The 17,794-nt window shown below is 70.1% G+C and carries 16 protein-coding genes; 6 read left to right on the plus strand and 10 right to left on the minus strand.

Annotated features, from left to right (window positions below):
* Positions 1-3: 3 nt before the first annotated feature.
* Genes smpB through ftsE form a run of 3 tightly spaced genes read right to left on the minus strand, consistent with a single transcriptional unit; the run spans position 4 to position 2,147 of the window.
* The gene (gene smpB, locus ACWEQG_RS08465) at positions 4-486 is read right to left on the minus strand and encodes an SsrA-binding protein SmpB (protein ID WP_182906179.1); all 483 of its coding nucleotides are present in this window, start codon (positions 484-486) and stop codon (positions 4-6) included.
* A 57-nt stretch (positions 487-543) separates the two neighbouring features.
* On the minus strand, positions 544-1,443 hold the full coding sequence (gene ftsX, locus ACWEQG_RS08470) for a permease-like cell division protein FtsX (RefSeq protein WP_452282994.1): 900 nt from the start codon (positions 1,441-1,443) through the stop codon (positions 544-546).
* A 14-nt stretch (positions 1,444-1,457) separates the two neighbouring features.
* Positions 1,458-2,147 (minus strand): cell division ATP-binding protein FtsE, encoded by a 690-nt coding sequence (gene ftsE / locus ACWEQG_RS08475; protein ID WP_079315626.1) that lies wholly within the window; start codon positions 2,145-2,147, stop codon positions 1,458-1,460.
* A 179-nt stretch (positions 2,148-2,326) separates the two neighbouring features.
* Between ftsE and ACWEQG_RS08480 the strand changes: the two genes are divergently transcribed.
* On the plus strand, positions 2,327-2,515 hold the full coding sequence (locus ACWEQG_RS08480) for a hypothetical protein (protein WP_346228271.1): 189 nt from the start codon (positions 2,327-2,329) through the stop codon (positions 2,513-2,515).
* 5 nt (positions 2,516-2,520) lie between these two features.
* On the opposite strand, the gene prfB is transcribed toward ACWEQG_RS08480, so the two are convergent.
* Positions 2,521-3,642 (minus strand): peptide chain release factor 2, encoded by a 1,122-nt coding sequence (gene prfB, locus ACWEQG_RS08485; protein ID WP_346228272.1) that lies wholly within the window; start codon positions 3,640-3,642, stop codon positions 2,521-2,523.
* 83 nt (positions 3,643-3,725) lie between these two features.
* Here prfB and ACWEQG_RS08490 point away from each other — a divergent pair, with 83 nt between their 5' ends.
* On the plus strand, positions 3,726-4,796 hold the full coding sequence (locus tag ACWEQG_RS08490) for a hypothetical protein (RefSeq protein WP_452282996.1): 1,071 nt from the start codon (positions 3,726-3,728) through the stop codon (positions 4,794-4,796).
* A 107-nt stretch (positions 4,797-4,903) separates the two neighbouring features.
* Here the strand turns inward: ACWEQG_RS08490 and ACWEQG_RS08495 are convergent, their stop codons facing one another.
* Positions 4,904-5,395 (minus strand): winged helix-turn-helix transcriptional regulator, encoded by a 492-nt coding sequence (locus ACWEQG_RS08495; RefSeq protein WP_452282998.1) that lies wholly within the window; start codon positions 5,393-5,395, stop codon positions 4,904-4,906.
* A 94-nt stretch (positions 5,396-5,489) separates the two neighbouring features.
* Here ACWEQG_RS08495 and ACWEQG_RS08500 point away from each other — a divergent pair, with 94 nt between their 5' ends.
* On the plus strand, positions 5,490-5,987 hold the full coding sequence (locus ACWEQG_RS08500; protein ID WP_452283000.1) for a hypothetical protein: 498 nt from the start codon (positions 5,490-5,492) through the stop codon (positions 5,985-5,987).
* A 226-nt stretch (positions 5,988-6,213) separates the two neighbouring features.
* Here the strand turns inward: ACWEQG_RS08500 and ACWEQG_RS08505 are convergent, their stop codons facing one another.
* The 3 genes from ACWEQG_RS08505 to ACWEQG_RS08515 all read right to left on the minus strand — a co-directional run bounded on the left by ACWEQG_RS08505 (position 6,214) and on the right by ACWEQG_RS08515 (position 12,820).
* The gene (locus ACWEQG_RS08505; protein WP_452283002.1) at positions 6,214-11,172 is read right to left on the minus strand and encodes an NAD-glutamate dehydrogenase; all 4,959 of its coding nucleotides are present in this window, start codon (positions 11,170-11,172) and stop codon (positions 6,214-6,216) included.
* Positions 11,173-11,199: 27 nt separating this feature from the next.
* Positions 11,200-12,021: a tryptophan 2,3-dioxygenase gene (locus ACWEQG_RS08510; RefSeq protein ID WP_452283004.1), complete on the minus strand. Its 822-nt coding sequence runs from the start codon at positions 12,019-12,021 to the stop codon at positions 11,200-11,202.
* 298 nt (positions 12,022-12,319) lie between these two features.
* Positions 12,320-12,820 (minus strand): hypothetical protein, encoded by a 501-nt coding sequence (locus ACWEQG_RS08515; RefSeq protein ID WP_452283005.1) that lies wholly within the window; start codon positions 12,818-12,820, stop codon positions 12,320-12,322.
* A 75-nt stretch (positions 12,821-12,895) separates the two neighbouring features.
* Here ACWEQG_RS08515 and ACWEQG_RS08520 point away from each other — a divergent pair, with 75 nt between their 5' ends.
* Positions 12,896-15,217 carry a bifunctional polysaccharide deacetylase/glycosyltransferase family 2 protein gene (locus ACWEQG_RS08520; RefSeq protein ID WP_452283007.1) on the plus strand — a complete coding sequence of 774 codons (2,322 nt, stop codon included), beginning with the start codon at positions 12,896-12,898 and terminating at the stop codon, positions 15,215-15,217.
* On the opposite strand, the gene ACWEQG_RS08525 is transcribed toward ACWEQG_RS08520, so the two are convergent.
* Together ACWEQG_RS08525 and ACWEQG_RS08530 are read right to left on the minus strand one after the other, a co-directional pair.
* Complete coding sequence (locus ACWEQG_RS08525) at positions 15,177-15,374, minus strand: zf-HC2 domain-containing protein (protein WP_363463953.1); 198 nt, start codon at positions 15,372-15,374, stop codon at positions 15,177-15,179. The two genes, ACWEQG_RS08520 and ACWEQG_RS08525, sit on opposite strands and share 41 nt — an antisense overlap.
* The gene (locus ACWEQG_RS08530) at positions 15,374-15,961 is read right to left on the minus strand and encodes a sigma-70 family RNA polymerase sigma factor (protein ID WP_363463952.1); all 588 of its coding nucleotides are present in this window, start codon (positions 15,959-15,961) and stop codon (positions 15,374-15,376) included. The genes ACWEQG_RS08525 and ACWEQG_RS08530 overlap by 1 nt, the downstream gene beginning before the upstream one ends.
* A 123-nt stretch (positions 15,962-16,084) precedes the next feature.
* Here ACWEQG_RS08530 and ACWEQG_RS08535 point away from each other — a divergent pair, with 123 nt between their 5' ends.
* A complete protein-coding gene (locus ACWEQG_RS08535; RefSeq protein ID WP_363463950.1) occupies positions 16,085-16,687 on the plus strand; it encodes a DUF4142 domain-containing protein in 603 nt (200 codons plus the stop codon).
* 10 nt (positions 16,688-16,697) lie between these two features.
* Positions 16,698-17,777 (plus strand): DUF1996 domain-containing protein, encoded by a 1,080-nt coding sequence (locus ACWEQG_RS08540; RefSeq protein ID WP_452283009.1) that lies wholly within the window; start codon positions 16,698-16,700, stop codon positions 17,775-17,777.
* Positions 17,778-17,794 lie beyond the last annotated feature (17 nt).

Here is a 17,794-nt window from a genome sequence, read left to right on the forward strand (position 1 = left end):
GGACTAACGGCCCCCCCGGCGGCGGACCGCGTTCGACATGGCCCGCGCCATCTCCCGGTTCGCCTGCTTCTCCATCAGCGTCTGCCGCTTGTCGTAGTCCTTCTTACCTCTGGCGATGCCGATCTCGATCTTCGCCCGGCCGTCCTTGAAGTACATCGACAGCGGGATCAGCGTGAGGCCCTTCTCCTTCAGCGACGCTTCGAGCTTGCCGATCTCCTTGCGGTGCAGCAGCAGCTTGCGCGTGCGCCGCGCGGCGTGGTTGGTCCAGGTGCCCTGGCTGTACTCCGGGATGTACACGTTGATCAGCCAGAGCTCGCCGCCCTCGACCGAGGCGTAGCCGTCGGTCAGGTTGGCCTTTCCCGCCCGCAGGGACTTGACCTCGGTGCCGGTCAGGACGAGCCCGGCCTCGTAGGTGTCCTCGATGAAGAAGTCGTGCCTGGCACGCTTGTTCTGGGCGATCAGCTTGCGCCCGGTCTCACGTGGCATAAGGGGAGCCTACCGTTGCCGCGAGGGGCGGAAACGAGCTGCGCGACCGGTGCGGGATCACACCCGAAGGTAGCGGCGCAGGGTGACGAACGAGGCGAGCACACAGATCAGCACGCCGATGGCCATGGTGCCCGTGATCACACCGGCGACCGTGTCCCAGCCGAGGGGCGCGGCCATGTACGTCTGGATCGACTCGAAGATGAAGACCTTGACGATGATCAGGATCACACCGGACAGCACGCCGCCGATGAGGCCGGCGATCAGGCCCTCCATGACGAACGGCAGCTGGATGTAGATGTTGGACGCGCCGACCAGCCGCATGATGCCGGTCTCCCTGCGGCGGTTGTACGCCGACAGCCGGACCGTGTTGCCGATCAGCAGGATGGCCGCGAACAACATGAGGGCGGCGATGCCCAGCGCCATGTAACGCAGCTTGTCCATGAAGCCGAAGACCGATTCGAGCAGGTCGCGTTCGTTGATCACATTCGCGACTCCCGGCTGGCCCTTGAGACTCGCCGCGACGGCCGCCGCCTTGTCCGGGTCCTTCAGCTTCACTCGGAACGACTCCGGCATGCTGTCGACCTTGGTCACCGCGAGCAGGGTCTGGTTGTTCTCCTGCTGCTGCCACTTCTTGTACGCCTCTGCCTGGTTCTCGAACTCCACCCGCTCGACCTCGGGCAGCCCCTTGATCGTCTGCTCCAGGTTGGCCTTCTCCTCCGGTGTGACACCGCCCTTGTTCTTGCAGGTGGGGAAGGAGGAGTTCTTGACGCACAGGAAGACCGACACCTCGACCTTGTCGGTCCAGAAGCCGGTGAGCTTCGAGACCTGGGAGTTGATCATCATTCCGACGCCGAGCAGCGCCATGCCGACCGCCACGGTCACGATCACCGCGATGGTCATCGTGAGGTTGCGCCGAAGGCCGATCCAGACCTCGGAGAAGATGAAGTTGGCCCGCATGGTCCCTGTTACTCCTAATACGCCTGGCCGTACACGCCGCGCGACTGGTCGCGGACGATCTTGCCGTCCTCGAGCTCGACCACGCGCTTGCGCATGGAGTCGACGATCGCGGCGTCGTGCGTCGCCATGAGGACGGTCGTGCCGGTCCTGTTGATTCGGTCGAGCACCTTCATGATGCCGATGCTCGTGGCGGGGTCGATGTTTCCGGTGGGCTCGTCCGCCAGCAGGATCATCGGCCGGTTGACGAACGCGCGGGCCATGGCGACCCGCTGCTGCTCGCCGCCGGACAGCTCCTCCGGCATGCGGTGCGCCTTGCCCTCCAGGCCGACGAGCTCGATGACCTCGGGCACGACCTTGCGGATGAACCGGCGCGGCTTGCCGATGACCTCCAGGGCGAACGCCACGTTCTCGTACACGTTCTTGTTCGGCAGCAGCCGGAAGTCCTGGAACACGCAGCCGATGCGGCGGCGCAGGTGCGGCACCTTGAAGTTGGACAGCTTCGACAGGTCCTTGCCGGCCACGTGGATGGAGCCGCTGTTGGGCCGCTCCTCCTTCAGCACCAGCCGGAGGAAGGTTGACTTCCCCGACCCTGAAGGACCGACCAGGAAGACGAACTCGCCCTTGTCGACGTCCACGCTCACGTGGTCGAGGGCAGGCCGGTTTTGGTTCGCGTAGACCTTGGTGACATTATCGAAATGGATCACGGGCGCATCACGGCTAGCCAGTCTAGGGGGTGGGACGGCCGGTCCGGGGGTCGCCGGTCACTTTGCTCTGGATCGACGTTCCGTTTGGCCGTAGGCCAGTCTAGGGGTAACACTGGCATGGAACGTCCATAACGGAAACAAAACGATTAGCCCTTGGGCGATGGGGCGGTAAAGCTGCTATGAGCTGCGAACATCTGATCTGCGCCGCGTGCGCGGGCCCCGTGGTGGAGGGGCGCTGCCCCGTCTGCCGGGAGGGCCGCGCCAAGGTTCACCACCACGGGTTCATGGGGCTGTCGCCCCTGGTCATCGCGCTGATCGTGCTGCTCGTCGTGGTGCTGGTGGCGCTCGGCCACATCAGCGGTTACTGATACCTCTACTGGGCGGCGTCGCCGGACTCCTGGCGGCGCATCCAGCGGATCTCGCCCTCGATGAACTCGTCGAGGTCGCCGTCCAGCACGGCGGTGGGGTTGCCCGCCTCCACGCCCGTGCGCAGGTCCTTCACGATCTGGTACGGGTGCAGCACGTAGTTGCGGATCTGCGTGCCCCACGACGTGGTCGCCTCGCCGCGCAGCTCGTTCATCGCCGCGGCCTCCTCCTGCCGCTTGCGCTCCAGCAGCTTGGCCTGGAGGACGGCCATCGCCGTCGCGCGGTTCTGCAGCTGGGACCGCTCGTTCTGGCAGGAGACCACGATCCCGGTCGGCAGGTGGGTGATCCGCACGGCCGAGTCGGTCGTGTTCACGCCCTGGCCGCCCGGGCCTGACGACCGGTAGACGTCGATGCGCAGGTCGTCCTCGTTGATGTCGATGTGGTCGGTCTGCTCGACCACGGGCACCACGTCCACGCCCGCGAACGAGGTCTGCCGGCGGCCCTGGTTGTCGAACGGGCTGATCCGCACCAGCCGGTGGGTGCCGTGCTCGCCTCTGAGCGTGCCGTACGCGTAGGGGGCCTTGACCGCGAAGGTGGCCGACTTGATGCCCGCCTCCTCGGCGTAGGAGGTCTCGTAGACCTCGGCCGGGTAGCCCTTGCGCTCGGCCCACCGCAGGTACATGCGCAGCAGCATCTGTGCCCAGTCGGCCGCGTCGACGCCGCCCGCCTGCGCGTTGATGGTCACCAGGGCCTCGCGGGCGTCGTACTCGCCCGACAGAAGCGTGCGGACCTCCAGCGCGCCGACCTCGGACCTGAGCGCGGCGAGTTCTTTTTCGGCCTCGGCCAGCGCGTCCTCGTCGCCCTCCTCGGCGGCCAGCTCGAACAGGACCGGCAGGTCCTCCAGGCGGCGGCCCAGGCCGTCCACCCGGTTGACCTCGGCCTGCAGGTGCGAGAGCCGGCTGGTGACCCGCTGCGCCTGCTCGGGGTCGTTCCACAGGTCGGGCGCGGCAGCCTGCTCCTCCAACTCGGCGATCTGCTTGCGCAGGGCGTCGAGGTCGAGCACGTCCTGAATGCTCTTCAGCGTGCCGCCAAGCTCGTTGATCTCTTCGGCTGGATCGATGACTGCCACGTCTGTAAAGGGTACGCGAATCGGAGACCCTGTCAGGCAGCGCACCTCGGTAGCATGTGGATCGATTGCATGGGGAGGCTGGCGTGAACGGGGTCGTTCGGAGCGCGCTGGCCCTTGCCCTCCTCAGCTGTACGGCTGTCGCCTGCTCGGGCGCCGAGCCCGCCCGGTCGCCGGCCAGCCCGGCGGCGGCCACCTCCGCCCTGCCGAGTCCCGCCGACACCCCGTCGCCGTCCCCCAGCCCCCCGGCGGTGACGCTGGAGGAGGCCTCCCGGGCGCTCGACGCGTTCCTGGACACCGACGACGTGCTCAGGCAGGCCGGGGCCGGCCGGTGGGCGCTCCTGCTCACCCAGGACGGCCAGCGGCCCATCACGATCGCCGAGATCCACTCCCGCGAGGGCAAGCCCGCCCGCTACACCTGGGACGAGCGAGAGGTGCTCGTGCCCCGGCAGAGCGGCCGCCCGGCCGTCTGGTTCGCGGCCACAGCGGAGCGGCGCGACGCGTCCGGCGACGTCCGCACGGCCGTGTTCACGTTCGTACGGCAGAGCAAGGACGGGCCGTGGCGCAACAGCTTCGCGTCCCTGCTCTACCCCGGCGAGAAGCCGCCCTCGGTCGCCCTCGACGCGGAGGGGTACGCCACGGCGCTGGAGTCGCGCGACGCCACGGTGGCCATCAGTCCCAACCTGATGGGCCCGCTGCACGCCACGGTCGCCGAGGAGGGCCCCAAGGGCTATGCCTCCGGGCTGATCGCCCCGGGCCCGCAGACCACCGGCTTCTTCGACGAGATCAGCGAGACCAAGCAGTCGGCGAAGGCCGACGACTGCATGAACTACGAGTCGATCTTCGCCTCGGCGCCCAACTATCCGATCTTCGCGCTGCGTACGCGCGACGGCGGCGCGATGATGCTGTACACCCTGATCCGCACGTCCTCCTGGACGCCCGTCCCGCAGGGGCTCAAGTGCGGCGAGGGGCGTCCGGTGACGGTCCCCGCCGCGGCCCGCTGGCTGCTGAGCCCCACCAAGGACCTGTTCATCCGGCAGAAGCGGCAGATCGTCGAGACCCAGCAGTACGTGAGCGCGGTGCCGCCCAAGGCGTCCACCGCGCCCGCGCACGTCGTCGGCTACGAGGGCATCGTCACCGGCGGCTCCAACCGCTGACGACCTAGTGCCGCAGCATCCGACGTTTGCCCCATGGCGCAGGCGTCGGCCCCACTGCTTGGATCATGCTGCTCACGATATGAGTTGCTCAGTACGATCCTTGGATCTCAGGAGCTTTCCACGAAGCGCGCGCCCGGCCCGGGCGTGCGGCAGACGTCTTCCGGGGCGAGGTGGCTGTGCCCCGCAGCGCACTGTAGGACGACCTTGACCGGCTCGTCGCAGGAGCTCGCATCGTCGACGGGCCGGTGCCGGACGATGACCGACGGGCCCTGCGGGTCGGCGAGGTACGTGTCGCCCCATTCCAGGAGCGCCACGAGCGTGGGCCGCAACGCCCGGCCCTGCTCGGTGAGCTCGTAGGCGAAGCGCTGCCGATCCCCGGGCTCCTGATAGGGCACGCGGCGCATCACTCCCGCGGTCACCAAGGTCTCGAGCCGAGTCGCCAGGAGATTTCTGGCGATCCCGAGGCGGGAGTGGAACTCTCCGAACCGGCGCGCGCCGTCCAGCGCTTCACGAACGATCAGCAGCGACCAGCGCTCCCCCACCACCGAGAGGGCGCGCGCCACCGAGCAGTTCACTGGGTCGATTCGCCGCGTCTCCATGGGACTAGTGTACGCATCTGGGTTTACAAGTTGTACTTAGCCTTCGTAGACTCCGGCCTGAGTTGAAGAACTAAACTCATCAAGGAGATCGACCATGCCCATGCTCGACGTGTACATTCCCGACGGCGCGCTCCAGCCGGACGCCGAGGCGGCCCTGTTGAACCGCATCACCGAGATCCTCGTCCGCAACGAGGGATTCGACCCTGCCGACCCGGTGAGCCGTTCCGTCTCCTGGCTCTGGCTGCACCGACCGGCCGGCATCTACGTCGGCGGAGAACCCGCGGACGCACCTCGCTACAAGGTCGTCCCGTCCGTCCCCGAGGGCCAGCTCGACGAGCAGAAGCGTGCGAGCGTCATCGCCGAGGTCACCGAGGCAATCCTCGACGCGGAGAAGGGCGCCTGGCCGCGTGACGCCAGCCGGATCTGGGTATTCCCCACCGAGATCCCCGAGGGTCACTGGGGCGGCTGGGGCCAGATCAGGCCGCTCGCAACGATCCTCGCCCGACTCACCGGCGACGACACCAAGCGGGCCCGTACGCTCGCGCGTGAGCGGATCGCTGCCACCCGAGCCGAACACGCCCGCCTGCCCTGATGAGAGGCGAACGAAGTGGGGATCGACGCGGCCGGTGACACAGCCGTTTAGGATCAGCCCGATTCAGGCGACAGAGTTCGACGTTGTTCGCCGCGGCCCAGTCGCCGACGCGGCTGTCCTTTCTGCCACCCGGGCAGCCTGGCGAGACCGCGCCGCACGGACCAGCATCCGAACGGCGCGTCACGTCACTGCGGGGCAGCGGTTCTCTGATGCGGCACTAGCACGGTCACGCCTCCGCGTGCGGGAGGTTGCTGGTGGAGACCAGCGTCCGCACCGCGCGCAGCGCGACCGACAGCGTCGCCAGGTCGAAGGTGTCGCTCTCCCAGATCTCCGACAGCGTCTGTCGCGACCGCGTCACCGCGGCCTGGTTGGCCTCCGTCCAGCTCGCCAGCCGCTCCTCCGGCGACAGGCCCGGCCGGCTGTGGATCAGCACGTCCCTGGTCAGCGTCGCGTGGGCGGCGTACAGGTCGTCGCGCAGCGCGGACCTGGCCATGGAGTTCCACCGGCTGTCGCGCGGCAGCGCGATCACCCGTTCGCGCAGCCGGGCGAGCTGGAGCCGGTCGGCCAGGTCGAAATAGACCTCGGCCACCTCGCTCACCGGCCTGCCGGTGTACGCCGCGATCTCCACGAGATCGAACGTGGAGTAGGCGGGCACCATCGCCGCGACCCGCTCGGCCAGCTCCCCGGGCACGCCCCTGGCCGCGAAGGAGTCCCTGCGCTCCTCGTACGCCACCAGGTCGGGGCCGGTCAGCAGCTTGGGCAGGTGCGGCAGCAGGCCGCCCGCGCCCTCGACGAAGTAGCGGACGGTGGAGGACAGGTCGAGCGGCGGGCGGCGGTTGCCGAGCAGCCAGCGGGTGCCGCGCTCGGACAGCTTGCGGCCCTCCAGCAGCATGGCCAGCTGGGTCGCGGTGTCGACCTCGTTGTCCAGCTCCTCGATCTGCCGCACGAACGACGGGAGGTCGAAGACCTCCCGGGTCACCAGGTAGGCCCGCACGATGTCGGGCGCCGACGCGCCGGTCTCCTCGCCGAAGCGGTAGACGAGGCTGGTCCCGCCGAAGTTGACCACGTCGTTCACGATCCGGGTCGTGATGATCTCCCGGCGCAGCGGGTGGGAGTCCATGTACCCGCGGAAGCGGTCGCGCAGGGCCGAGGGGAAGTACGACACCAGCCACGACGCCAGCGACGGGTCGTCGGGGATGTCCGACTGCAGCAGCTCCGCGTCCACCACGAGCTTGGTGTAGGCGAGCAGCACCGCGAACTCGGGGTTCGCCAGCCCCAGCCCGGCCTGGCGGCGCTCGGCGAGCACCTTGTCCGACGGCAGGAACTCCAGCTCCCGGTTGACCAGTCCCTCGCGTTCCAGCTTCCGCAGATAGCGGGAGTGGATGTGCAGCATCTCCGGCGCCTGGGCGCGGGCCGCCGCGAGCACGACGTTCTGGGCGTAGTTGTCCTCCAGCACGAGCCTGCCCACCTCGTCGGTCATGTCGAGGAAGAGCTGGTTGCGCTGCTTGTCGGTCATGTCGCCGTCGCGGACGACCTGGTCGAGCAGGATCTTGATGTTCACCTCGTGGTCGGAGGTGTCCACACCGGCCGAGTTGTCGATGAAGTCGGTGTTGATCAGGCCGCCGTTCAGCGCGAACTCGATTCGCGCCCGCTGGGTGAAGCCGAGGTTGCCGCCCTCGCCGACGACCTTGCAGCGCAGGTCGGCCGCGTTGATCCGCAGCGCGTCGTTGGCCTTGTCCCCCGCGTCGGCGTGGGTCTCCGACGACGCCTTGACGTACGTGCCGATGCCCCCGTTCCACAGCAGGTCGACGGGGGCCCGCAGGATCGCGCTGATCAGGTCGTTCGGCGCGAGCGCGGTGACGCCGTGCGGCAGGCCGAGGGCGGCGCGCGTCTGCGGCGAGACGGGGATCGACTTCGCCGTGCGCGGCCACACGCCGCCGCCCGCCGAGATGAGCGACCTGTCGTAGTCGCCCCACGAACTCCTGGGCAGCTCGAACAGCCGCCGCCGCTCCGCGAAGCTCCGCGCGGCGTCCGGGTCGGGGTCGACGAACACGTGCCGGTGGTCGAAGGCCGCCACGAGACGGATGTGCTCCGACAGGAGCATGCCGTTGCCGAACACGTCGCCGGACATGTCGCCGATGCCGACCACGGTGAAGTCGGTGGTCTGCACGTTCACGCCGAGCGTGCGGAAGTGGTACTTCACCGACTCCCAGGCGCCCCTGGCGGTGATGCCCATGGCCTTGTGGTCGTAGCCCACCGAACCGCCGGAGGCGAAGGCGTCGCCGAGCCAGTAGCCGTACTCCTTGGCCACCGCGTTGGCGATGTCGGAGAACGTCGCGGTGCCCTTGTCGGCGGCGACCACGAGGTAGGTGTCGTCGCCGTCGTGCCGCACGACGTCGGCCGGCGGCACGACCTGCCCGGCGACCAGGTTGTCGGTCAGGTCGAGCAGGCCGGAGATGAACTGGCGGTAGCAGGCCACGCCCTCGGCCATGAACTCGTCGCGCCCGCCGCCGCCGTCCTTGAGCACAGGGGGCTGCTTGACGACGAAGCCGCCCTTCGATCCGGTCGGCACGATGACCGTGTTCTTCACCATCTGCGCCTTGACCAGGCCGAGGATCTCCGTGCGGAAGTCCTCCATGCGGTCCGACCAGCGCAGGCCGCCGCGGGCGACCTTGCCGAAGCGCAGGTGCACGCCCTCGACGCGCGGCGAGTACACGAAGATCTCGTACTTCGGCCGGGGCAGCGGCAGCACGCTGATCGCCTGCGGGTCGACCTTCAGCGAGATGTACGCCTTGCGCCTGCCGGTGACGAACTGGCTGCCGGCGGCTCCCGCCTCGCGGCCGTCCTCACGCGCGGCCTGGAAGACGTTGGTGCGCAGCGTCGCCTGGATCATCTCCAGGTAGGCGCGCAGGATGCGGTCCTCGTCGAGCGACGCCACCTCGTCCAGCGAGGCGAGGATCTCCTCGGTCAGCGCGTCGCAGACCTCCGCCCTGGCGTCGTCCGGCCGGCGCGGGTCGAGCCTGGCCTCGAACAGCCGCACCAGCAGCCGGGCCAGCCGCACGTTGCCCTGCAGCACCCTTTCTATGTACGACTGGCTGAACGTGGTCCCGGCCTGCCGCAGATACTTGGCGTACGCCCGGAGGATCTCGGCCTGCTCCCAGGTGAGCCCGCCGGCCAGCACGAGCGCGTTGAAGCCGTCGTTCTCCACCTCGCCGCGCCACAGCACGGCGAACGCGTCCTGGAACAACCGCTTGAACTCGTCGCGGTGCACCTCCTCGGAGGGGGTGTACCGCAGGCCGAAGTCGTAGATCCACGCGTCCTTGGTCTGCGGGTCGTGGTCGCGGTCGATCTCGTACGGCCGCTCGTCCACCACCTCGACGCCCATCCGCGTGAGCAGCGGAAGCACCCGCGACAGCGAGATCGGCGCGCCCAGCCGGTAGAGCTTGAAGCGCCGCTCCCCCTCCGCCGCGCCGTACGGCTCGTAGAGGTTCATGCCGATGGCGTTCGGGTCCTCGCCGAGCGCCTCCAGCCGCTTGAGGTCGGCCACGGCCGTACGGGCCGGGAAGTCGGCCTTGTACCCCTCAGGGAAGGCGGAGGCGTAGCGGCGCAGCAGCCGCGGCGCCTCCTCCTCCGGGCACAGCTCGCCGATCGCGGCGGCGAGGTCGTCCTCCCACGTGCGGGTGGTGGCGGCCAGCCGCGCCTCCAGCTCCTCGACGTCGACCGGCGTCTCGCCGAGCGGCTTGCCGCGCTCGCCGCGGATCACGATGTGCAGCCGGGCCAGCGCCGACTCGCCGATCATCGTGCTGTAGTCGAGCGTGGTGCCGCCGAGCGCCTTCATCAGGATCCGCTGCATGTGCAGGCGGACCTTCGTGGTGTAGCGGTCGCGCGGCAGGAAGATCATGCAGGAGATGTAGCGGCCGTAGTCGTCGCGGCGCAGGAACAGCTTGACCTGCTTGCGCTCGCGTAGCCGCAGCACGCCGAGCGCGATGGGCAGCAGCTCGTCCACGGAGATCTGGAAGAGCTCGGTGCGCGGGTAGGTCTCCAGGATCTCCATCAGATCCTTGCCGTCGTGGCTGTCGGGCGACAGCCCCGCGCGCTCCAGCACCTCGGCGAGCTTGCGCCGCAGGACCGGGATCCGGGAGATCGACTCGTTGTACGCCACGTGGGTGAACAGCCCGAGGAACCGCCGCTCGCCGATCACCTCGCCCTCGGGCGAGAAGACCTTGATCCCGACGTAGTCGAGGTAGTGGGGCTTGTAGACGGTGGCCCGGCTGTTGGCCTTGGTGACGATCAGCAACTGCTTCTCCCGGGCCTTCGCCCGCACCTTCGGCGGCAGGGCCGCGAAGCTGGCCGATCCCGCCTTGTCGGCCCGCAGGATGCCGAGCCCGGTGCCGGGCAGGCCGCGCAGCGCGGCGCCGCCGTCGGTGTCCTCCAGCCGGTATTCCCGGTAGCCGAGGAAGGTGAAGTGGCCGTCGGCCAGCCACCGCAGCAGCTCCATGCCGTCCTCGACCTGCGCGGGGTCGAGCGGCGGCGGGTTGACCGCCAGGTCCTCGGCGGTCTGCACGGCGAGCGCCCGCATCTTGGCGAAGTCCTCGACCGCGCAGCGCACGTCGAGCAGCACCCGCTGCAGGTCGTTCTCCAGCTCCTTGAGCACGCCGTGATCGCCCTGCCGGTCGATCTCGATGTGCATCCACGACTCGCGGACGACCTGCCCGGTCACGTCCTCCTGGCCCGCGACGAGCAGTTCGCCGGTCATGTCCCGGCGCACCCGCATCTGCGGGTGGACGATCAGGTGGGTGCCGATCTCGTGCCGGTCCAGCTCGGTCGTCACCGAGTCGACCAGGAACGGCATGTCGTCGGTGACGATCTGGACCACGGTGCGGCCCGGGTCCCAGCCGCACTCCTCGAGGGTCGGGGTGTAGACGCGGACCAGCGCGCGTCCCTGCGGCCGGTGCTGGGCCAGGTGGCGGTGGGCCATCGCCGGGCCGTACACGTCCACCGGGTCGCGGTCGATCAGGTCCTCGACGGGGACGTTGCGGTAGTACCGTCTCAGGAAGGCCAGGGGGTCCTCGCCCTCCACCTGCAGCGCTCCCGGCGCGTGCGCGCACCTCTCGGCGGCGAGACGGAGAAGCTCATCCAATGCTTCATCCGATTCCTGCCGATCTAGCGCCATTTCGAGCGGCATGTCGCTACTCACTCCCTTGTGAGGATTTCAAAGCCAGGCCCGGAGTTCCCACAACAGGGGAAAGAAGTGCAAACGCGTCCGTCCCCTCAAGTACGGTGCCCCGGACGAGCCTCCCGTACCGGATTTCGTGCCGATCTGGCGCTCCACCATCTGCACGTGCCTCATCCGCCAGAGGGCGGTGGTCTCGTCGTGCGTGAGGAGATCTTCGGCCAGGTCCCACAGGTCGTCGTACGATCCCCGGTCACGGGCCACGGCCAGCAGGGAGTCCATGATCTCTTCGTCGGAGACCGGCAGGCCCCGCTGGGAGAGGGCGATGAGGTAGGCGTCCCACAGGGTCGGTTCGGCGAGCCGCCGCCGCAACCTGGCGATCTCCGCGTCGTCGGCGTCCCGGAGCCGGCCCAGGTACGACGGGTCCTTGGCGCCGGAGAGGAACTCCAGCTCACGGAACTGGACCGACTGGAAACCGCTCGCGGGGGCGAGGACCGACCGGAACTCCAGGAAGTCCTGCGGCGTCATCGTCTCCAGCACCTGGACCTGGTCGACCATGACCTTCTCCACCGCGTGGACGCGGCGGAACAGGTGCCTGGCGCGCCACAGCGCGCCCTCGATCATCGCGTCCCTGATCCGCTCCAGCTCGTGCAGCAGGAGCTTGAACCACAGCTCGTAGACCTGGTGGACGGTGATGAACAGCAGCTCGTCGCTGGCCCCGGACCGCTGCTCCTGCTGGGCGAGCAGCTCGGGCAGGCGCAGGTAGCCGCCGTAGGACAGGCGCCCGCCCTCCTCGCCGAAGCTGCGGGGCGGGGGCAGCACGTCCCCCGATCCAGCTCGGCCGTACGGCGTCGCAGGCATGCGCCACTCCTCCACGATGGGCGCGTCCCTTCCGATCCCCATTGATCGAAAGCCCGGCACCACCGCACCCGATACCACCCCATAACAGCACAAACGTCAACTTCGTCCATGCGTTCACAGCAGGGGCCGGTGCTGCGCCCATTTAACCAGTCCCACCCCCGCCGGGAGCCTCAACCGAACGCATCCTCGGGTCCTCCGCACGGGCCATCGGGAAAGCCGGAACCCTCGGATCACGAAATGGTTCGAACTTCTCGAAGCTGCTTTCGACTCGCGTACGATCATGATCCGTGGAAGATCATCACCCGGCGCGTACGGCCGTCTTCGTGGACCAGAGCGGACGCCGGGCCAAGATCTTGACGGCCGCCGCGGTGGGCGGGGCGATCGTCGTCCTCGCGCTGACGCTCACCCTGGTGAGCGGAGCGCTGACAGGCCCTGAGCTTCCCCCGATGGGCTGGGTCGGCACGCAGGGGCGGCAGGCGGTGGAACGCTCCTCCCTGAGCTCCCCCACCCCGTCTCCCGGGCCGGAGCACAGGTCGGAGCACAGGTCCGAGAACAGGCGTGTCCCCCGGGCGGGCGGCACACCGCACGCGACGACGGCCCCGGCGCGGCGGGCGACCTCCGGCCGCGGCCTGCCCAGCAGGGTCCCCTCCGCCTCGCCTTCCCCGCGGAGCCCGAAACCGAGCACGACACCTCCGGCGGGCCGTGAGCCGGACGTGAAGATCTCCTCGTCGGGGCGGTCGGCGCCGCCGTCGCCCGCACCGGAGGCCCCGCGGACCACGGCGCCGTCCGGAGAGGTCACGCGGACCCCGGCGCCGGAGCCCAGCGTGGTCCAGACACCTCCCGGACAGCCCGGGCAGACGCCCGGCACGGCCCAGTGAGACGTCAGCGCGGAACGGCCCAGCGCGGAACGGGCCAGCGAAGACCGGCTCAGCGCAGGCCGGCCCAGCGAAGACCGGCTCAGCGCAGGCCTCCCGAGCCGCGCGGTCACTGGTTCCTCATCGCGATCGCCGCGCTGCTCATGGCCGGAGGGCTGCTGCTCAACGCGTACGCGCACAACGTCGTCGGGGAGACCGGGCCGCCCGCGGCCGACTACGGCGACTCCGCCGAGCTCGAACGGATCCGCTCCGGCGGCCCGCTGGTCAACGTCTCGGGATCGCGGCCGCTCAGCGCGCGGCCCAAGCCGCGCACGGTGGCGCTCACCTTCGACGACGGTCCCGATCCGCGCTGGACTCCCCGGCTGCTCGACCTGCTCCGCGAGCACCACGCGAAGGCGACCTTCTTCGTGCTGGGGGCGCACGTCGCCGAGCACCCCGCGCTCGCCCGCCGGCTGGTCGCCGAGGGGCACGAGATCGGCAACCACACCTACACCCACGCCGACCTCGGCGCCGTGCCGGCCTGGCGGGCCCGCGTCGAGATGTCCCTGACGCAGAAGACGCTGGCCGCGGCGGCCGGGATCCACACCCGCCTCGCCCGCATGCCGTACTCCTCGGGCCCCGGCGCGGCCGGGTACGGGCAGCTCTCGGCGATGCGGCTGCTCGGCGACGAGGGATATCTGGTGACGTTCACCGACGTGGACACGGGCGACTGGAGCCGCCCGCCCGTGGACGAGATGGTCCTCGCGTCCCTCGCGCGCACGGCCGAGGGCGAGGGCGCGGTGATCATGTTCCACGACTCGGGCGGCGACCGCACCCGGACGCTGGCCGCCGTCGACCGGCTGCTCACCCGGCTGGAGAAGAAGGGATACACCGCGACCACGCTCACGGACGCCGTCGGGCTCCCCACGGCGCACACCGCCGCCTCCCCCGGCGAGCGCGTCCTGGGCACGGTCCTGACATTCGCCCAGCGCGCATCCTTCGCCCTCGTCGAGGCGCTCGGCTGGTTCCTCGCCGCGGCCGGCGCGCTCACCCTGCTGAGGTCGGCCCTGTTCGCCGCGCTGGCGTGGGCGCACGCCCGCAGGACGCGCGGCCGGCCCGCGACCACCGGCGTCCCCCGATGGGCGGCCGCGCCGCCGGTCTCGGTGATCGTCCCCGCGTACAACGAGGCGGCGGGGATCGAGGCGACGGTGCGGTCCCTGGTCAGGACCGACTATCCCGGCCAGGTCGAGGTCGTCGTCGTGGACGACGGCTCCACCGACGAAACGGGAGCGATCGCCGCCTCACTCGGACTGCCCGGGGTCCGGGTGATCCGGCAGCCGAACGCCGGGAAGCCCGCGGCGCTCACCACCGGGATCTCCCACGCCGCCCACGACGTCCTGGTCATGGTCGACGGCGACACCGTCTTCGAGCCTGCGACCATCGGGCACCTCGTACGGCCGCTCGCGGACCGGACGGTGGGCGCGGTCAGCGGCAACACGAAGGTCGGCAACCGGCGCGGGCTGATCGGGCGCTGGCAGCACATCGAGTACGTCGTCGGGTTCAACCTGGACCGCCGCGCGTTCGACCTGCTCGGCTGCATGGCGACGGTGCCGGGGGCGATCGGCGCGTTCCGCCGCGAGGCGGTGGCCTCGGCCGGGGGCGTCAGCGTGGACACGCTCGCCGAGGACACCGATCTGACCATGGCGATCTGCCGCGAAGGCTGGCGGGTGGTCTACGAGGAGCGGGCCCGCGCGTGGACCGAGGCGCCCACCTCGCTCGGCCAGCTGTGGCGGCAGCGGTACCGGTGGTGCTACGGCACGCTGCAGGCGATCTGGAAGCATCGCGGGGCGATCCTGGAGCGCCGGCCCTTCGGCCGCCGATGCCTCGGATATCTCGCGCTGTTCCAGCTGATCCTGCCGCTGCTGGCCCCCGTCGTCGACGTCATGGCGCTGTACGGCCTGCTCGTCGGCGACCCTCTTCCGGTGGTCGCGGTGTGGGCCGGCTTCGTCGCGCTGCAGGCCCTCACCGGCTGGTACGCGTTGCGCCTGGACGGTGAGCGCGCCTCGGTGCTGTGGGCGCTGCCGCTGCAGCAGTTCGTCTACCGGCAGCTGATGTATCTGGTCGTCATCCAGTCCGTGGCCACCGCGGTCCTGGGCGCGCGGCTGCGCTGGCACACGGTCCGCAGGGAGGGCACGTTCGCCCTGGCGGGCGCGGGCCCGGCCGTCACGGAACCGGCCGCCGCGAAACCATCCGTCACGGAACCGGCCGCCCAGAGACCCGCGGCCCGCCGGCGCCGGACGGTCAGGGGTGCGAGCGCTCCGAGGAGACGGAGCCGTCCTTGACGGCGTCGAGCATGCCGGGCAGCTCCTGCGTCTCCAGCAGTTCCGCCCGGCATGGCGCGCATTCGTCGAGGTGCCGTTCGAACGCCTCGGCCTCGTCGTCGTCCAGCACTCCCAGGGCGTACGCTGCCACGTCGAAGTGCGGCGACGACGCGGACATCAGCTGGCCACCCCCCTCTCCTTCAGGGCCGTGCGAAGAGCGCGCAGGGCGTAAAAGAGCCTGGATTTCACGGTACCCGGTGGGATGCCCAGAACTTCGGCCGCTTGGCTTACCGTCCGGTCGCGTAAGTATGTCTCTTCGATAACTTCCCGGTGCTGGCTCGACAGGTGCCGCAGCGCGTCCGCGACCACGATGGCCGCCAGCGTGCGGTCCGAGCCGTCCGGCACGGCGATGCTGTCCTCTTCGGGAGCCTCCACCTCCCTCGGCCGTACGCCGCGCCTGCGGCGCCCGTCGATCACGATGCGGCGGGCGACGGTGAGGAGCCAGGCCCACAGCAAGGGCGGCTCCCACGTCAGCTTCGCCGCGTTACGCCAGGCACGCACCAGCGTCTCCTGGACGACGTCCTCAGCCCATTGCAGGTCGTTGCCGGTCGTCTTGCGCACGTGCCGCAGCAGCGGACCGCCGAACTCGCGGTACAGCTCCCGGATCAGGCGTTCGTCCCGATCGGGGTCGTCGTTGTCTGCGTCGTAGTCGGGGGTGGGGTCCAGACGCGCGAACCGGCTGTCGAGTTGTCGACGCACGGCCACATATTTGCACCAGGGTTACTGGTTCGTACACCACATCCGTAACTCCAGTCATTTCTGACTATTTCCTGAACCGACCCCGCAGGGACCGCGTACCTCCGACCGAAGGTCACGAAAGGAGGCACGATGCGGTTGCGGTTCGGGGAACTCCTGGTGCTCGGCGTCTTCCTCTTCGCGGCGGCCGTCACGGTGATCGTGGTCGTCCCCCGGAGCGCGTCGTCCCAGTCGGACGGGACGGGCCCGGGCTGGACGCAGACCCCCTACGGCCCGCTCGGCCCGGCCGACCGCGACCTGCTGGTCAGGGTGCGCTGGGCCGGGCTCTGGGAGATCCCCGCCGGCCGCTGGGCCCAGGACCGGGCCGGCGGCGACGCGGTCAAGGACGTCGGCAGGCACCTGGTGGAGGACCACACCAAGCTCGACGCGGCGGTCAGGGAACTGGCCGCCAAGCTCGCCGTCCCGCTGCCGGACCAGCCGAATCCCGACCAGCGCGGCTGGCTGGACGAGATGGCCGCCGCGCGCGGCGCCGGCTTCGACCGCGTCTTCACCGCCCGCCTGCGCGACGCCCACGGCAAGGTGTTCACCTTCGTCTCCGCCGTACGCGCCGGCACCCGCAACAGCCTGATCCGCGACTTCGCCGGGCAGGCGGTCGGCGTCGTGATGAAGCACATGACCCTGCTCGAAGGCACGGGCCTCGTCGACTACGCCACGCTGCCCACCCCCAACGTCTGAAGGAGCATCCATGCGAAAACGGCTCGTGCTCGCGATCGCCGGCGTACTGATCGCGGGCTCGCTGACCGGGGTGGGCCGGCCCGCGCTCGCCGACCACTGCGACCCCTCCGTGCAGGGCGCGGAGTGCGAGGACGTCGGCCCGGCCCTGGAGGACTTCGTCGACATCCGGCAGGTCCCGCCGGGCGGCATCGGCGTACGCGCCGGGCGCGGCTCGTTCACCTCACGCTGCGGACGCAACGAGAACGGCCACCGCAACTCCGACAACCACATCGTCACGCCCGGGGTGTCGAACGGCGCGCACCACGTGCACGACTACGTCGGCAACCTCACCACCAACGGCTTCTCGACCGACGAGAGCCTCGCCGCGGGCGGCACGACCTGCCGCTTCGGCGACAGGTCGGCGTACTTCTGGCCCGTGCTGCGGGGCCGGACCGGCGTCGCCGCCCGGACCGCCGCCTCCCCCTCGTCCTCCGCGAGCGTGGCACAGGGCGTACGCGGCGGCCGGGGCACGGGCGCGGGGGCGGGCGCGGGGGCGGACGCGGGGGCGGACGAGCCGGGCGGCGCGTCCGAGGGCAACGTCGGCAGGATCCTCCTGGCCCGGTCGGTCACGCTGCAGTTCCGCGGCAACCCGGTCAGCAGGGTCGTGGCGATGCCCCGGTTCCTCCGGCTGATCACCGGCGACGCGAAGGCCGCCACCAACGGCGGCGCCAACGCCCGGGCGCAGTGGACCTGCACCGGCTTCACCAACCGCCTGACCGGTAAGTATCCGCTCTGCCCGAGGGGCAGCCTGGTGCTGCGGATCCTCAACTTCCCGAGTTGCTGGGACGGGCGGAACACCGACAGCGCCGACCACAGGACGCACGTCGTGTTCCCCGGCGCGGACGGCGCCTGCCCCGCGGGCACCCGGGCCATCCCGCAGTTGCGCATGACCCTGGCCTACGCGGTGCCCGGCGGGCCGTCGTTCGCGGTGGACAGCTTCCCCGAGCAGGCGCACGACCCGATCACCGATCACGCCGACTTCGAGAACGTCATGCCCGACCGGCTGATGAGCACGGTCGTCTCCTGCGTCAACCGCGGCCTGCGCTGCTGAGATCGCCGATCGTGCCG

The organism is Microbispora sp. NPDC004025 (assembly GCF_053604425.1).

Coding starts and splice junctions, on each gene's coding strand:
- smpB (WP_182906179.1), bottom strand. CDS start 486: ATGCCACGTGAGACCGGGCGCAAGCTGATCGCCCAGAACAAGCGTGCC.
- ftsX (WP_452282994.1), bottom strand. CDS start 1,443: ATGCGGGCCAACTTCATCTTCTCCGAGGTCTGGATCGGCCTTCGGCGC.
- ACWEQG_RS08480 (WP_346228271.1), top strand. CDS start 2,327: ATGAGCTGCGAACATCTGATCTGCGCCGCGTGCGCGGGCCCCGTGGTG.
- ACWEQG_RS08495 (WP_452282998.1), bottom strand. CDS start 5,395: ATGGAGACGCGGCGAATCGACCCAGTGAACTGCTCGGTGGCGCGCGCC.
- ACWEQG_RS08500 (WP_452283000.1), top strand. CDS start 5,490: ATGCCCATGCTCGACGTGTACATTCCCGACGGCGCGCTCCAGCCGGAC.
- ACWEQG_RS08505 (WP_452283002.1), bottom strand. CDS start 11,172: ATGCCGCTCGAAATGGCGCTAGATCGGCAGGAATCGGATGAAGCATTG.
- ACWEQG_RS08510 (WP_452283004.1), bottom strand. CDS start 12,021: ATGCCTGCGACGCCGTACGGCCGAGCTGGATCGGGGGACGTGCTGCCC.
- ACWEQG_RS08525 (WP_363463953.1), bottom strand. CDS start 15,374: ATGTCCGCGTCGTCGCCGCACTTCGACGTGGCAGCGTACGCCCTGGGA.
- ACWEQG_RS08535 (WP_363463950.1), top strand. CDS start 16,085: ATGCGGTTGCGGTTCGGGGAACTCCTGGTGCTCGGCGTCTTCCTCTTC.
- ACWEQG_RS08540 (WP_452283009.1), top strand. CDS start 16,698: ATGCGAAAACGGCTCGTGCTCGCGATCGCCGGCGTACTGATCGCGGGC.